This window comes from Conyzicola sp., from assembly GCF_046714715.1.
Classification (GTDB): domain Bacteria; phylum Actinomycetota; class Actinomycetes; order Actinomycetales; family Microbacteriaceae; genus Conyzicola.
In genome coordinates, this window is sequence record NZ_JBKKAD010000083.1 from 1 (window position 1) to 13,549 (window position 13,549).

The 13,549-nt window shown below is 66.7% G+C and carries 16 protein-coding genes; 7 read left to right on the plus strand and 9 right to left on the minus strand.

All coding sequences use genetic code 11. The features are described from left to right. Positions 1-173: 173 nt before the first annotated feature. Together ACLQ6X_RS06760 and folP are read right to left on the minus strand one after the other, a co-directional pair. Entirely contained in the window at positions 174-941 is a 768-nt protein-coding gene (locus ACLQ6X_RS06760) for a pyrimidine reductase family protein (protein ID WP_411699409.1), read from the minus strand. Then, a complete protein-coding gene (gene folP / locus ACLQ6X_RS06765) occupies positions 938-1,747 on the minus strand; it encodes a dihydropteroate synthase (RefSeq protein ID WP_411699422.1) in 810 nt (269 codons plus the stop codon). Before folP ends, ACLQ6X_RS06760 begins: the two co-directional genes overlap by 4 nt. Before the next feature lie 112 nt (positions 1,748-1,859). On the opposite strand from folP, the gene ACLQ6X_RS06770 reads away from it, so the two are divergent. From ACLQ6X_RS06770 to ACLQ6X_RS06780, 3 genes are all read left to right on the plus strand, one after another. Next, on the plus strand, positions 1,860-2,552 hold the full coding sequence (locus ACLQ6X_RS06770; protein ID WP_188511590.1) for a response regulator transcription factor: 693 nt from the start codon (positions 1,860-1,862) through the stop codon (positions 2,550-2,552). Positions 2,553-2,617: 65 nt separating this feature from the next. Then, positions 2,618-4,234: a sensor histidine kinase gene (locus ACLQ6X_RS06775; protein WP_411699423.1), complete on the plus strand. Its 1,617-nt coding sequence runs from the start codon at positions 2,618-2,620 to the stop codon at positions 4,232-4,234. 36 nt (positions 4,235-4,270) lie between these two features. Beyond that, positions 4,271-4,561: a WXG100 family type VII secretion target gene (locus ACLQ6X_RS06780; protein ID WP_411699410.1), complete on the plus strand. Its 291-nt coding sequence runs from the start codon at positions 4,271-4,273 to the stop codon at positions 4,559-4,561. Between the two features lie 17 nt (positions 4,562-4,578). On the opposite strand, the gene ACLQ6X_RS06785 is transcribed toward ACLQ6X_RS06780, so the two are convergent. From ACLQ6X_RS06785 to ACLQ6X_RS06805, 5 genes are all read right to left on the minus strand, one after another. Beyond that, positions 4,579-5,070, minus strand: coding sequence for a hypothetical protein (locus ACLQ6X_RS06785; RefSeq protein ID WP_411699411.1), 492 nt, complete (start codon positions 5,068-5,070; stop codon positions 4,579-4,581). A gap of 123 nt (positions 5,071-5,193) precedes the next feature. Further along, a complete protein-coding gene (gene groL / locus ACLQ6X_RS06790; protein WP_411699412.1) occupies positions 5,194-6,822 on the minus strand; it encodes a chaperonin GroEL in 1,629 nt (542 codons plus the stop codon). A 191-nt stretch (positions 6,823-7,013) separates the two neighbouring features. Continuing rightward, positions 7,014-7,220, minus strand: coding sequence for a cold-shock protein (locus tag ACLQ6X_RS06795; protein ID WP_411699413.1), 207 nt, complete (start codon positions 7,218-7,220; stop codon positions 7,014-7,016). A gap of 182 nt (positions 7,221-7,402) precedes the next feature. Beyond that, positions 7,403-7,975 carry a LytR C-terminal domain-containing protein gene (locus ACLQ6X_RS06800; RefSeq protein WP_411699414.1) on the minus strand — a complete coding sequence of 191 codons (573 nt, stop codon included), beginning with the start codon at positions 7,973-7,975 and terminating at the stop codon, positions 7,403-7,405. A gap of 4 nt (positions 7,976-7,979) precedes the next feature. Then, complete coding sequence (locus ACLQ6X_RS06805; protein ID WP_411699415.1) at positions 7,980-8,282, minus strand: DUF3263 domain-containing protein; 303 nt, start codon at positions 8,280-8,282, stop codon at positions 7,980-7,982. A gap of 200 nt (positions 8,283-8,482) precedes the next feature. On the opposite strand from ACLQ6X_RS06805, the gene ACLQ6X_RS06810 reads away from it, so the two are divergent. Then, complete coding sequence (locus tag ACLQ6X_RS06810) at positions 8,483-9,604, plus strand: hemin ABC transporter substrate-binding protein (RefSeq protein ID WP_411699416.1); 1,122 nt, start codon at positions 8,483-8,485, stop codon at positions 9,602-9,604. A 157-nt stretch (positions 9,605-9,761) separates the two neighbouring features. On the opposite strand, the gene ACLQ6X_RS06815 is transcribed toward ACLQ6X_RS06810, so the two are convergent. After that, positions 9,762-10,766, minus strand: coding sequence for a DUF2332 domain-containing protein (locus tag ACLQ6X_RS06815; RefSeq protein ID WP_411699417.1), 1,005 nt, complete (start codon positions 10,764-10,766; stop codon positions 9,762-9,764). A 40-nt stretch (positions 10,767-10,806) separates the two neighbouring features. Then, positions 10,807-11,049, minus strand: a complete 243-nt coding sequence (locus ACLQ6X_RS06820) for a hypothetical protein (RefSeq protein ID WP_411699418.1) — start codon at positions 11,047-11,049, stop codon at positions 10,807-10,809. Between the two features lie 109 nt (positions 11,050-11,158). Here ACLQ6X_RS06820 and ACLQ6X_RS06825 point away from each other — a divergent pair, with 109 nt between their 5' ends. From ACLQ6X_RS06825 to ACLQ6X_RS06835, 3 genes are all read left to right on the plus strand, one after another. Continuing rightward, the gene (locus ACLQ6X_RS06825; RefSeq protein ID WP_411699419.1) at positions 11,159-11,800 is read left to right on the plus strand and encodes a GNAT family N-acetyltransferase; all 642 of its coding nucleotides are present in this window, start codon (positions 11,159-11,161) and stop codon (positions 11,798-11,800) included. Between the two features lie 80 nt (positions 11,801-11,880). Continuing rightward, positions 11,881-12,465 carry an RNA polymerase sigma factor gene (locus ACLQ6X_RS06830; protein WP_411699420.1) on the plus strand — a complete coding sequence of 195 codons (585 nt, stop codon included), beginning with the start codon at positions 11,881-11,883 and terminating at the stop codon, positions 12,463-12,465. Then, positions 12,453-13,502 carry a hypothetical protein gene (locus ACLQ6X_RS06835; RefSeq protein ID WP_411699421.1) on the plus strand — a complete coding sequence of 350 codons (1,050 nt, stop codon included), beginning with the start codon at positions 12,453-12,455 and terminating at the stop codon, positions 13,500-13,502. Before ACLQ6X_RS06830 ends, ACLQ6X_RS06835 begins: the two co-directional genes overlap by 13 nt. Positions 13,503-13,549 lie beyond the last annotated feature (47 nt).

The following is a 13,549-nucleotide window of genomic DNA, read 5'->3' on the forward strand; positions in this document are numbered from 1 at the left end:
GTGCAGGACGCGTCCTGCACAACGGGAGCTTCCGCGGCCAGACCTTGACGGGTGGAAGCACTGAGCAAGAACGTTCCTGAAACCAAGGACGGGCTAATCTGGTGCGCGCCCGTGTCCTTCACTTCAGGAGCTTCTCAGGCGCGGGTTTCGATACGCGCCGTAGACGGCGCTACTCAACCAGCGGTGACGGCGCGCCCGTAGCGCAGCAGCAGGGTGCTCTCGTGCTTGAGCACGCGCGTCAGGGCGAGGTTCGCTGGCGCCTCGACCGGCCCGTGCGCGATGCGCGGGGCGTCGCCCGCCTCGAGCCGCGCGGCCAGCGTGAGGCACAGCTCGTCGACGGCGTCGGCCGCGATGAGCGATCCGAACAACGACGGACCTCCCTCGTTGAGCACGTGCAGCAACCCGCGCTCGTGCAGGCCGGCGAGCGCGAGCCGCACGTCCAGCGCGTCTGTGCCCGCCACGATCACGTCGGCGAGCCCGTCGAACCTCGCGAGCCGTTCGGCGCTGGCACGCGCCGTGGTGATGATCACCGGCGGCACCGGCGCATCCGAAAATATGGTCGACGAGGCATCGAGGTCGAGAGATCCCGAGACGATCGCGAAGACCGGATGCGCCGCCAGTCCGCGCTTCTGCCGCCAGCGCGCGCTGTCGTCGCTCACCCGCAGCGCGCCGTAGCCTTCCGCGCGCACGGTGCCCGCGCCGACCATCACGACGTCGCTCACCCGCCGCAGCAGTTCGAACAGGCGTTTGTCCGCCGCGTCGCCCAGCCCGCCCGACACAGCCTCGCCAGATACGCCCGCAGTGGTCGCCGCCCCGTCGACGCTCGACACGAAGTTCACCCGCAGCCACGGTCCGGGCGGCGCGGCGAGGTCGGCGATCAGCTCGTCGTCGCCCAGGTCGTCCATGGGTTCCGGCCAGAGCTGGTCGATGCGCGCGGTCATTCGCCCATGTTATGGCTCAGGTACGCCGGCTCGCGCAGCCCCAGCAGGGCCTCGGTCATCCGCATCGCGGCCACACTGGCGGCGACGTCGTGCATGCGGACGATGCGCGCACCCTTCAGCACGCAGACGACGGCCGCGGCCAGCGAGCCCTCGAGGCGGTCGTGTTTGGAGGCGTCGAGCACCTCCCCCACGAAGTCTTTGCGCGACACGGCCACGAGGGTGGGCAGGCCGATCGCCACGACCTCTTCGAGCCGGCGCGTGAGCTCGATCGAGTGCAGCGTGTTCTTATTCAGGTCGTGCCCGGGGTCGACGACGAGCCGGTCGAGCGGAACGCCCGCCTCGACCGCCCGCGCCACCCGGTCGCGCAGAAACGCGACGACCTCGGCGACCACGTCGCCGTACTCGGGCCGGGGCGGTTCCGACCGCGGCGGAGCGAGACTGTGGGTGAGCACGAGCGTCGCGTCGCTCGCCGCGACGACGCCGGCCATGTCGTCGTCCCAGAGCCCGCTCGTGTCGTTGATCACTCCGGCGCCCGCCGCAATGCTCAGCCGCGCGACCTCGGCGTTGAAGGTATCGACCGAGACGACGATGTCGGATGCCGCGTGGATCGCTTCCACGACGGGAACCACCCGGTCGGTCTCCTCCTGCACCGACACGGCGGGGCCGCGACCGAAGGGCACTCCCCCGATGTCCACGAGGTCGGCGCCGTGCTGCGCGGCGGCCAGCGCGGCCTCTACCGCCTTGTCGAGAGCGAAGGTCGCACCCCTGTCGTAGAACGAATCGGGCGTGCGGTTGACGATGGCCATCACCGCGACGCGGTTGTGCAGATCGAGGTGCTTCACCGTCACAGTCTGCCGTCATTAGCGCGGCACAAACGACTCCCAGACAAACTCCAGACAACTCGCAGATACTGGACGCATGACTGACGGCCCCAAGATCCTGATCGTTGACGACGAGCCCAACATCCGCGACCTCCTGACCACGAGCCTGCGTTTCGCCGGCTTCGCGGTGAGAGCGGTCGGCAACGGTGCGGGTGCTATCTCCGCTGTGCTCGAGGAAGAACCCGACCTCATCATCCTCGATGTCATGTTGCCGGATATCAACGGCTTCGGTGTGACGAAGCGCCTCCGAGCATCCGGCTACACCGCCCCCATCCTCTTCCTGACGGCCAAAGACGACACGGAAGACAAGATCACCGGCCTCACAGTCGGCGGCGACGACTACGTGACCAAGCCGTTCAGCCTCGACGAGATCGTCGCCCGCATCAAGGCGATTCTGCGTCGCACGATGCAGGACGACGAGGAGGCCGTCATCCGCGCCGGCGAGCTCACCATGGACCAGGACACGCACGAGGTCACGATCGGCTCCGAGCAGATCGAACTCAGCCCCACCGAGTTCAAGCTGCTGCGTTACCTCATGCTCAACCCGAACCGGGTTCTCTCGAAGGCGCAGATCCTCGACCACGTCTGGGAGTACGACTTCAACGGCGATGCGGGCATCGTCGAGAGCTACATCAGCTACCTGCGACGTAAGCTCGACCACCTTTCCGCCGAGCCGATCATCCAGACCAAGCGCGGCTTCGGCTACATGCTGAAGACCACGCGAGCGTGACCAAGAAGACCTATGTAACCGACGCGCTCACCGCGCGTTGGAATGCGACGTCGTTGCGCACCAAGATGACGACGGTAAGCGTGTTGCTGCTCACTCTCGGCCTGTTGGTCGCCGGCTTCGGCTCGATGTCTGTTCTGCGCACCTACCTCACCGAAGACGCCGACACGAAGATCAACAACGTGATCGCCAGCGTCGGCGACGCGGTGATCGAGTTGAGGGAGGCGCCCGACGGCTCGCTCACCTGCGTCGTCAAACCGCTGCTGCTCAACACGTACTACATCGGCGCGGTCGACGAGACCGGCGAGCTGATGTGCGCGAGCAAGACCGGTTCCGACCCGCACCCCGCGTCGGAGGAACTCACCGGCGTGAACCTCTGGTCGCAAGAAGACGCCGTGACCGTCAACAGCGATCCCGGGCTCGGCCATTGGCGCGTCGTCAGTGCGCCCCGTTCCACGAGCTCCGGGCACTTCCTCACCGTCGTCGTCGGCTACAACCTCAGCGAGATCGACGGCATCATCTCCCGCTACGCGGCCATCTTCATGTTCTTCGGACTCACGGTCGTGATCCTCGGCGGGGCGCTCACACGTCTGCTCGTGACATCCACCTTCAATCCCCTGCGCGAGGTCGAGGCGACGGCGGCCCGCTTCGCCGCGGGAGACTTCACCCAGCGACTCGGTGGCGCGACACAGAACACCGAGGTCGGGCGCCTCAACCGCTCGCTCAACGCGATGCTCAGCCAGATCGACAAGGCTTTCGCCGACCGCGCCAAGACAATCGACCAGATGCGCCGTTTCGTCGGCGACGCCAGCCACGAACTGCGCACCCCGCTCGTGTCGGTGCGCGGATACGCCGAGCTGTACCGCATGGGTGCGCTGCAGAAGCCCGAAGACGTGGCCCAGGCTATGGAGCGCATCGAGAAAGAGGCGATCCGCATGGGCGAGCTGGTCACCGACCTGCTCGAGCTCGCGCGCATCGACGAGGCGAAGCCGCTGCAGCTCGCGGTGGTCGACCTGATCCCGCTCGCGAGCGACGCCGCGCTCGACGCCATGGCGTCGTCTCCCGATCGGGAGGTGCGCGTGTTGGTGTCGGAGATCAGCCCGCCCGAGGTTCTCGACGGGGCCGATACCCCGGATGGCACGGAGGGCAACCGATCGGCGGCACTCGCCACCGGACCGATCGCGTTCGCGGGTGCGACATTCGCCCGGCTGCGTCGTCGTCCCCGAGTGATCACGCCCGAGGCGACCAGCGACGAGATCGTCTCCACGGTCGCCGCCGCCCCGCGTGCCCTCGTGCTGGCGGAGGAGAACAAGATCCGCCAGGTGATCACGAACCTGATGGGCAACGCGATGCGCTTCTCGCCCGCCGGCACCCCGCTCGAAATCGGCGTGGAGGCCGACCGGGCGCAGGGGCTCGCCATCATCTCGGTGATCGATCACGGCGAGGGAATCCCGCCGCAGATCCGCGACAAGATCTTCCAGCGCTTCTGGCGTGCCGACAGCTCGCGCAACCGCGACACCGGCGGAAGCGGGCTCGGACTGGCCATCGTCGCGTCGATCGTGGCCGCGCACAAGGGCGAGGTCGAGGTCGTGGAGACGCCGGGCGGCGGAGCCACCTTCCGCGTCGTGCTTCCTCTCCTCCCCGACACCGCCGCGCAGGCGGAGTCCCCCGAAGCCGCAGTCTGACCGTTAGGGCCGACGTCGCGCGGCTACCGTCTGGGCATGACCAGATACCAGGTAGACAGTGACGAAGTACTCGGCACGAGCGCGGCCGTCCGCGGCAGCATCTCGCGCATCCAGGCGGAAGTCGGCTCGATGCACGGCCAACTAGTGAACCTGCAGTCGTCGTGGAGCGGCCCGGCCGCGGCGGCGTTCCAGAGCCTCGCCACCGAGTGGCGCAGCACCCAGCAGCGCGTCGAAGAGAACCTCGCCGCGATCAACCAGGCGCTGGGGGCCGCCGGCCAGCAGTACGCCGACATCGAGGCGACGAACACACGCATGTTCGCGCGGTAGGTGCGGCTAGGTCGGGACTACCGTTCGAACGGCTCGTTGGCCGTCCAGATGGTACCGCCGAGCGCGGCCATCACCGGCGCCGCGTCGTCGGCGCTCGTGAAGATCCCCAGTCCCAGCAGCCAGTTCGTGCCGAGGATGAACGTTCCCGGCTCCGCGCTGTCATCGCCCTCGCTCACCACGGCATCGAGATCCTCGACCGTGGGATACACGTACAGGGCCCATTTGTTGTCAGGGAGGCATAGCCCATACGGCTCGTCGGCATTCGGCCCACCCTGAAGCACCTGAAGCGAGGCGCACGGCTCACCCGTTGAGACAAGCGCCAGTCGAAGGTCTTCTAGCGTGGCGTATTCGACGGCGGTCGGCTCGGCTGTCGGGCCAGATGTCGGCTCAGCCGTCCCTGCGGCGGTGGGCTCGACGGTCGTCGTCGCCTCAGGCGCGGGATCGCCCGCTGACGAACAGCCGGTTAGAGCCAACGCGGCGACCAGGGAGAGTGCAGCGAGGCGGCGCATAGGCTCCAATCGGTAAACGACTTTTCATCGATTATCGCCGCTTCGTCGGTTCCTGTCGAGCGAACGCAGAACGGGCGGCCTCCGTGAGGAGACCGCCCGTTCGTGTGATTCGGTTGCGAGGACTTAGAAGTCCATGCCGCCCGACGGGTCGCCCATGGGTGCAGGGTTCTTCTCGGGCTTGTCTGCGACAACGGCCTCGGTCGTCAGGAACAGGCCCGCGATCGATGCAGCGTTGAGCAGGGCGGAACGCGTGACCTTTACCGGGTCATTGATTCCGGCAGCGAGCATGTCGACGTACTCGCCGGTCGCGGCGTTGAGGCCCTGGCCGACGGGGAGGTGACGCACCTTGTCAGCGACGACACCGGGCTCGAGACCGGCGTTGAGCGCGATCTGCTTGAGCGGTGCGTCGATGGCAACGCGAACGATGTTCGCGCCGGTCGCCTCGTCGCCGACGAGGTCGGTGACCGCGGCGGACTCGAAGGCGATCTTGCCGGCCTGGATGAGGGCGCCGCCACCACCGGCGACGATGCCCTCTTCGACGGCAGCCTTTGCGTTGCGCACTGCGTCTTCGATGCGGTGCTTGCGCTCCTTGAGCTCGACCTCGGTCGCGGCTCCGGCCTTGATGACTGCAACGCCGCCAGCCAGCTTGGCCAGGCGCTCCTGCAGCTTCTCGCGGTCGTAGTCGGAATCGGTGTTCTCGATCTCGGCACGGATCTGCTTGACGCGACCGGCGATAGCGTCGGCGTCGCCGGTGCCCTCGATGATCGTGGTCTCGTCCTTGGTAATGACGACCTTGCGGGCGCGGCCGAGCAGGTCGAGGGTAGCGTTCTCGAGCTTGAGACCGACCTCCTCGGAGATGACCTGGCCACCGGTGAGGATGGCGATGTCCTGCAGCTGCGCCTTGCGGCGGTCACCGAAGCCGGGAGCCTTGACGGCGACCGACTTGAAGATGCCACGGATCTTGTTCACGACGAGAGTCGCGAGCGCTTCGCCATCGACGTCTTCCGCGATGATCAGCAGCTGCTTGCCCGACTGGATGACCTTGTCGACGATCGGCAGCAGGTCCTTGATGTTCGAGATCTTGCCGTTGACGATGAGGATGTAGGGGTCTTCGAAGACCGCTTCCTGGCGCTCGGGGTCGGTGACGAAGTATGCCGACAGGTAACCCTTGTCGAAGCGCATGCCCTCGGTCAGCTCGAGCTCGGTGCCGAAGGTGTTCGACTCCTCGACGGTGACGACGCCTTCCTCGCCGACCTTGTCGATGGCCTCGGCGATCAGGGCGCCGATCTCGGGGTCCCCGGCGGAGATGGAAGCCGTAGCCGCGATCTCTTCCTTGGTCTCGATCTCCTTGGCGGAGGCGATGAGCGCCTCGATGACGGCGGCGGTGGCCTTCTCGATACCGCGCTTGAGGCTGATCGGGTCGGCGCCTGCGGCGACGTTGCGAAGTCCTTCGCGAACGAGGGCCTGGGCCAGAACGACCGAGGTGGTCGTTCCGTCGCCGGCGACGTCATCCGTCTTCTTGGCTACCTCTTTGACCAGCTCTGCGCCGATCTTCTCGTAGGGGTCGTCCAGCTCGATTTCCTTGGCAATCGACACACCATCGTTCGTGATGGTGGGGGCGCCCCACTTCTTCTCAAGCACCACGTTGCGACCGCGCGGGCCGAGCGTGACCTTGACGGCGTCGGCCAGGATGTTCAGGCCACGCTCGAGGCCGCGACGGGCCTCCTCGTTGAAAGCAATGATTTTTGCCATGTGTGTTCTCGTCCTTTCCGGACGTTTGCCTACCGAATTCTTTAGCACTCGGGGCATGCGAGTGCCAGAGACAAAATTAGCACTCGCCCAAGGCGAGTGCAAGAAAGCGAGAGCCGCAGGGAGCGATTACGCGCCGGGCGCACAACAATGGCCCGCCTTCCGCGGGTCATTGTCGAGGGATCGGGTGGGCGCTACTGCGCGAGCCGCACTGATTCTGCCTGCGGTCCTTTACTGCCCGTGCCGATTTCGAAGGTCACACTCTGACCCTCTTCGAGTGATTTATAGCCCCCCATGTCGATGGCGGAGTAGTGAACGAAAACGTCCTGACTGCCACCCTCGACGGTGATGAAACCGTAGCCCTTTTCAGCGTTGAACCACTTCACGGTTCCGTTCGCCATGTGTTGCTCCTTGGTGCGTGTTCGGTGATATCCGCACCAGTCGCGGTACGGCCAATCCCAGAGCGTAGTGAGCGAGTGCGCGCTCCAACAGGGGCTTGAGGGCGTATTCGGACTAATACACAAGGATTAAACACGTTCGTAACACTGCGGCCGAGCAGAGGAGCGAACTTTCGACGCCGGTGTCAGCCGGCGGGCGTGTAGTCCGCGCCGAGCACGATCGTGACCGGGGCACCGAGGAACGCGGTGCTCTCCTGCACGTCGCCGACGCCGAGGGTCGAGACCAGTCCGCGGGCGATGTCTTCGTCGGCCGGGTTGCTGTAGTAGACGATGGTCTCTTCGATATCGCTCGTCGAGGCGGTCGTGGCGCTTCCGACGGGCCAGCCCGCTGCGCTGAGTTCGTCGCTGACGACGGTCTGCTGTCCGACGGTCGGCGTTCCGTTGAGAACGGTGATGGTGATGTTGCGAGCGGGGTCGATCGTCGCGGGGTCGGTGAGGGGCAGGGCCGTGGGGGTGGCCTCGTCCTCGGGGGCGCTGCTGGTCTCGCCAGCCTGGGGGAACCCGGGGATCTCGAAGCGCACGCTGTCGTCGATGAGGGTCACGACGTAGAAGCCGCCGACCACGAGAACCAAGGTGGCCAGGGCCGCCCAGGCGAGAGCGATCCAACCGCCGCCGCGCTTGCGGGGGGCACGGTGGGCGCCAACGCGAACGAGGTCCTTGGGCAGGTTGTCGAACCGGTCTTTCGGGTAACTGGCCATAGTTCTAATCAGTCGTTTCGTCTGGCAGGGGGCGATGAGCACTATCCACCTGGCGTGAGCTGCTCAACGTTCGGGTCGCTCGGGTCTGCACCCGCGCGTCTCGTGCGCGTTGCAGGCGCTTTACGAGCATCGGATTGTGGCGCACGGCGTGCGGGGAGTCGATCACGGTGTTCAGCACCTGATAATACCGGGCGGCGGAAAGGCCGAAGACCTCGCGGATCGCCTCTTCCTTCGCGCCAACGTGACGGGTCCACTCGCGCTCGAAGTCGAGCACGGCGATTTCGCGGGCGGTGAGGGCGTGCGACACGGGCCGATCCGACTCCATATTGGCCGTCACAAGTGCACCTCCCCACGTTTTTCGGCAAGCCTATGGCAGGCAAACCGAATGAACGCCCAACGAGCGCGGCCGGTCGGCGAGGGCGGGCCTCACCCGCCGCGCGAAGTTAGGCTATCCTAAGTAGCACCCGACCGCCGCACGAATTGCCCTCAGACAAGGACAGCCTCCGCATGACCGTTTCCCCCCGGCGCACGGTTCGCGGCGCTTCCGTTCTGGCCGCGGTGGTCGTGGCCAGCCTGCTCGGCGCCTGCTCGGGCCCCATCGCTGTCGGGGGTGACTCGGCCGCCGTCGGCGACCAGTCGGTGCCCCTCGCCGAGCTCGCGCTGGTCGACGATCCGCGCGCGTTCGAAGGGGCGTCGACGGCGCTGCTCGCCGACTCGTCGGTCGACGTCGTGGCGGAGGACCCTGAACAGACCCTGCCCTCTACCGTCACCTCGCGCGACCTCGACGGAGACACCGACGTCACCGTGACATCCACCGACCGCATCCTGGGTCTCGACATCTCGGGCTCTATCGCCGCGACCATTTTCGGGCTGGGCCTCGGCGACAGCGTGGTCGGCCGCGACGTGTCGACCACCTTCCCGGAGGCGGCCGAGCTGCCGCTCATCACCTCGGGCGGCCACGCGGTGAACAGCGAGGCCGTGCTCGCGCTGCGACCCACCGTGCTCATCACCGACGGCACGATCGGCCCGACCGACGTCATTCTGCAGCTGCGCGAGGCCGGCATCGCCGTGGTCTTCGTCGACACCGACCCCAGCATGGAGGGCGTCGGCGAGCTCGCCCGCCAGGTCGCCGCGGCGCTCGGCGTCTCCCCCGCCGGCGAGCTGCTCGCTGCCGACCTGCAGCAGCAGATCACCGACAAGATCGCCGAGATCGCGGAGATCTCCCCCGCCGACCCGGCCGACAAGCTGCGCATCCTGTTCCTCTATCTGCGCGGCGGCGCGGGCATCTACTACCTGTTCGGCGAGGAGTCGGGCGCCGACGAGCTGATCACCGCGGTCGGGGGCATCGACGTCGCCGGCGAGATCGGCTGGACGGGCATGAAGCCCATGACGGATGAAGCGCTCGTGGCGGGCAATCCCGACCTGATCCTCGTGATGACCGACGGCATCGAGAGTGCGGGCGGGGTCGACGGCCTGCTCGAGACGAAGCCGGCCATCGGCCTCACCCTCGCCGGGCAGCACCGCCGGTTCGTCGACATGGCCGACGGCGAGATCCTGAGCTTCGGCCCGCGCACGCCCGCCGTGCTCGACGCCCTGGCGCGGGCGATCTACGCGCCGAGCGCCGGCTAAGCGGGCCGTAGCCCCGCCGGTTGAGTAGGCCGCCCGCGGCCGTATCGAAACCAGTGCGCGGCGAATTTTCACGATCGCGCCAGAACGTTCGGGCGCGCGAGTGAAACAAGGGCGCGCGACCTCGCGGGCAGGGGTTTCGATACGGTCGCTGCGCGACCTACTCAACCGGCACGGGCGGGGCGAACCAGTCGATGCGGTCGCCGTGCGGGGCCACGAAGGCCAGCGGCTCACCGTCGAGCGCGAGGGCGAAGCGGCCGGCGAGCTCGGGCGGGGTGATTCCCGTCGCCCGCTCGATACCGGCCGCGATACCGGAGAACAGCCCGGCCGCCTCGAGCGAAAGCCAGCGCGCGTCGAGGGTACCGACGGCCTCGGCGAACAGCTCGCGCTGCGGCCTCGCCACGTAGACCAGCACCCCGCTGGAGATCACCACCAACGTGGCATCCGGCGGCGCCTGCGCTGCCAAGTCGGCCAGGGCATCCGTCACGTCCCCGGCGACGAGCAGCGGCGGATCGGCGCGCGCGATCTCGACCGCGGCGCGCAGCCGGGCGAGGCGGTCGTGCTGTTCCGGCCAGATGAGGGTCTCGAGCCAGAGCGCGTCGTCGTCGTTGTTCACGTCGAGCGGGGCGAGGTCGGTTCCGGCGCGCCAGACGATGTCGGGCAGCCGCGTCGGGGCCGGCACGACCCCGTTCGTCGCACAGTCGAGCATGACCGCGCTCGGGCCGTCGGCCGGATGCACCGGCTCGCCCCCGTCGTAGGTGTAGCTGTACTTGTCGGGGTAGAGGCAGAGCCCGGCCGACGCGCCCACCTCGAGCAGGGCTATCGGTCCGTCGATGCGGGCGAGCACCGGCATGAGCGCCGCGCACCGCAGCGGCTCGTTGGTCTGGGTGAGCCGCACGAGAGCCTCGCGCCGCACGTCTGACCAGTGCGCGAGGGTGAATGCGCGCCACCCGGCGTAGTCGCCGACCGGCGCTCCGAGCAGGCGGGTGACTGCGAAGAGCAGCGCTGGCTGGCGGCGTTGTGGCGGCAGCTGTTCGATGGCCGCGATCAGTTGCGCGTCGCCGGCCACCCCCAACGCCCACGACTCGTAGACCGCCGAACGTCCGTGCGCCTCGTTCGCGGCGAACCGCGTGTACCACTCGGCCGTTGTCTCGATAGCGCCCACCGCAGCATCCTGCCAGCTATTGCACTGTGGCGTTGGCGATTCAGAGACCGCGCTTCGCCTGCCAACGGTTGATGAAGAACGCGGCTACGGCAATCGCCGTGAGGCTCAAACCCAAGATCAGGTCTTGGGAGTCGCCGCGCGCGCCGAGTTCAAACGCGCCCCGAATCGCCATGAATACCCCGACGACGGCGGCGACCCACGGCAAGACATCCCGCAGCGGGTTGAAGCGCAGCCTGCGGAATCGCTTCGGGACCGGGTCGCCAGCTGCATCTTCCTCACTCATGAAACCAGTGTGGCAGCGACGGGCGCCACAGCGGTTCGCGAGCCTTAACGTGCGCGTGCCCGTGCTTCATCGCTGACCGGCCAGAGAGCGACTATGAGAGAATCTCGGCATGCTCGCTGACTACTGGCCACTTCTGAATTTACGGCTGACCACGGCCCGCCTCGTGCTGCGGCCGCCTGATGAAGACGAGCTGGCGAATCTAGCCAGCGTCGCCGCTGCGGGCGTACACCGACCCGGCGAACGCCCGTTTCTGACGCCATGGACAGAGGGAAGCCCGCAGCAGCGCGCATTGCACGTTGTGCAACAGCATTGGAGGCGGCGAGGAGACTGGACCCCTGATGCATGGGCTCTCGAACTGTGCCTCTTTCACGAACATCAGCCAGTCGGCATGGTCGCGCTTCGAGCACGCGACTTCCGCGTGCTGCGGGAGGTCAAGACGGAGTCATGGCTCGGCGTTGAGTATCACCGTCGCGGGCTAGGCACGGAGGCACGGGCTGCAATCCTGCACCTGGCTTTCGAACATCTTCGCGCCCTGAGCGCTGTGACCGAAGTGTTTCAGGACAACGCCGGATCGCAAGGCGTCTCGCGAAAACTTGGCTACCATCACGATGGCATCTCCCGCGACGTCCGAGATGGCGAAGCCATCGTCTCGGATCGGTTGCGTTTCGACTGGGACGACTGGCTCAAGACCGACCGACTGGGAGTGGAGATCACAGGCGTGGAGCCGTGTTTGCCCCACTTCGGCGTCTGACCCCTCGGCCAGAACGGTAGAGCCGAACGGCGATGTGAAGAATCTTTGAACACTTTGCGCTCGAACGAGAGATACAGAGTGTGACTACAGACACGGATATTGTGCAGAGGGCTCGGGATCGCCCTGCTGACTTCGGAGAACTCTTCGAGCGGCATTCACCCACCCTCCTGCGCTATGTGCGCAGACGGATCGGGCCAGACGCTGCCGCTGACGTCATCTCAGAGACGTTTCTCATCGCCTTCAAGAAGCGGGCGACGTTCGATACGAGCCGCGACTCCGCGTTGCCGTGGCTTTTCGGTATCGCAACCCGCGAGCTGAAGCGGCACATCGGCGACGAGTACCGAGTTCTTCGGGCCGTCGCGGCTTCTCCGTTGGATCACATCGCCGCGGACGTCATTGAGGAACTCACCGACCGTCTCGACGCGGCCAGTCGAGTGGCGCTTCTCGGCACGGCGCTCGCGAATCTCCCTCGCCGGGACCGCGACACACTCCTGTTGTACGCATGGGGAGACCTCACGTACGAGGGCGTGGCGGAAGCGATGGGAACCAACCTCGGCACCGTCAAATCGCGGATCAACCGGGCGCGAACCCGTCTGCAGAACACCATCACTTCCCACCTCAGCACGACAAGCGATCCGAAAGGGGATCTGTCATGGACGACCTGACACTTCTGCGCAAAGTGCGCGAAACCGTGTCCGCACCGGCGTACTCGCTCGATGAACCGCGCACCCGGCTCGCTGCCGCAATGGCACACGAATCGGACAAGACGGCTTCACGCTCAACGACGCGCGTCCGCTGGGCGGGCGCAGTCACCGCCCTCGCCGCAGCCGCAATAGTCGGCACCCTCGTGGCGACCAATGTGACGGGGTCTCTCGGCGGCAGTGGCAGCGCCACAGCCTCCGAGGTGCTCAACGACGCCGCAGAGCTCAGCGCGACCGCGACCGATTTCAAACTCAGTCCCGGCCAGTACCTCATGATCACGACCACTACCAGGCACCTAACGCGGGTTGGTGCCTCCGGAATCGACGTCAGCGGATGGCTCACAGAGGGTCAGGATGTCTTGTACGTGCCGGCGGAAAGGGCCGACGACTGGGTGTGGGTACGCGACACCACACCAGAATCCGCGGGCGGTGTCGTGCTCCAGTACTTCGGAACCGGCGGTGAACAGGCGCACACCGACCTGAACGCAGACGTGAACGCCAACCCACGAGACCCAGTGTGGGTCTTGCCCGGTGGCAATTTCACGGGCGCCGAGGATGACTCGACCGTGTACGGCCTCGGCCCGTCACCTGAGACGGCAACCATGCCGCGCGATGCAAAGCAACTTCTCGCCTGGTACCGGGAGCGCAACGGCACCAGCCCCGACGATGACTCCGGCGACTACAGCATCTTCGACACCATCAGCGAATCACTGCGTTGGAACCTCGTGCCGGCCGACCTGCGCGCGGCGATGTTCCAGGCAATAGCTCTCATGCCCGCCGTCACGCTCACGGATAATCCAGAAAGCTCCGTCACCGCGACGCTGCAGATAACGAACGGTAAGCACCGTCAGGAACTCACAATCGACACCACCACCGGTCTCGTAACAGCGACGGCCCAGTACAGCCCATTGCTCAACAGCGACGGGACCTCCATTTACCCAGAAGGAACCCCCATCTCTACGACCACCGTCACAACGACCGTCGTCGACGCAGCCCCCTAAACGCGGAAAGGCGCCCACCCCACCCCCCCGCCGCGGGGGGCCGGGCC

Bases quoted from the DNA above. Each gene is read 5' to 3' on its own strand.
- ACLQ6X_RS06760 (WP_411699409.1), bottom strand. From the start codon at position 941: ATGACCGCGCGCATCGACCAGCTCTGGCCGGAACCCATGGACGACCTG.
- folP (WP_411699422.1), bottom strand. From the start codon at position 1,747: ATGGCCATCGTCAACCGCACGCCCGATTCGTTCTACGACAGGGGTGCG.
- ACLQ6X_RS06770 (WP_188511590.1), top strand. From the start codon at position 1,860: ATGACTGACGGCCCCAAGATCCTGATCGTTGACGACGAGCCCAACATC.
- ACLQ6X_RS06775 (WP_411699423.1), top strand. From the start codon at position 2,618: ATGACGACGGTAAGCGTGTTGCTGCTCACTCTCGGCCTGTTGGTCGCC.
- ACLQ6X_RS06780 (WP_411699410.1), top strand. From the start codon at position 4,271: ATGACCAGATACCAGGTAGACAGTGACGAAGTACTCGGCACGAGCGCG.
- ACLQ6X_RS06785 (WP_411699411.1), bottom strand. From the start codon at position 5,070: ATGCGCCGCCTCGCTGCACTCTCCCTGGTCGCCGCGTTGGCTCTAACC.
- groL (WP_411699412.1), bottom strand. From the start codon at position 6,822: ATGGCAAAAATCATTGCTTTCAACGAGGAGGCCCGTCGCGGCCTCGAG.
- ACLQ6X_RS06795 (WP_411699413.1), bottom strand. From the start codon at position 7,220: ATGGCGAACGGAACCGTGAAGTGGTTCAACGCTGAAAAGGGCTACGGT.
- ACLQ6X_RS06800 (WP_411699414.1), bottom strand. From the start codon at position 7,975: ATGGCCAGTTACCCGAAAGACCGGTTCGACAACCTGCCCAAGGACCTC.
- ACLQ6X_RS06810 (WP_411699416.1), top strand. From the start codon at position 8,483: ATGACCGTTTCCCCCCGGCGCACGGTTCGCGGCGCTTCCGTTCTGGCC.
- ACLQ6X_RS06820 (WP_411699418.1), bottom strand. From the start codon at position 11,049: ATGAGTGAGGAAGATGCAGCTGGCGACCCGGTCCCGAAGCGATTCCGC.
- ACLQ6X_RS06825 (WP_411699419.1), top strand. From the start codon at position 11,159: ATGCTCGCTGACTACTGGCCACTTCTGAATTTACGGCTGACCACGGCC.
- ACLQ6X_RS06835 (WP_411699421.1), top strand. From the start codon at position 12,453: ATGGACGACCTGACACTTCTGCGCAAAGTGCGCGAAACCGTGTCCGCA.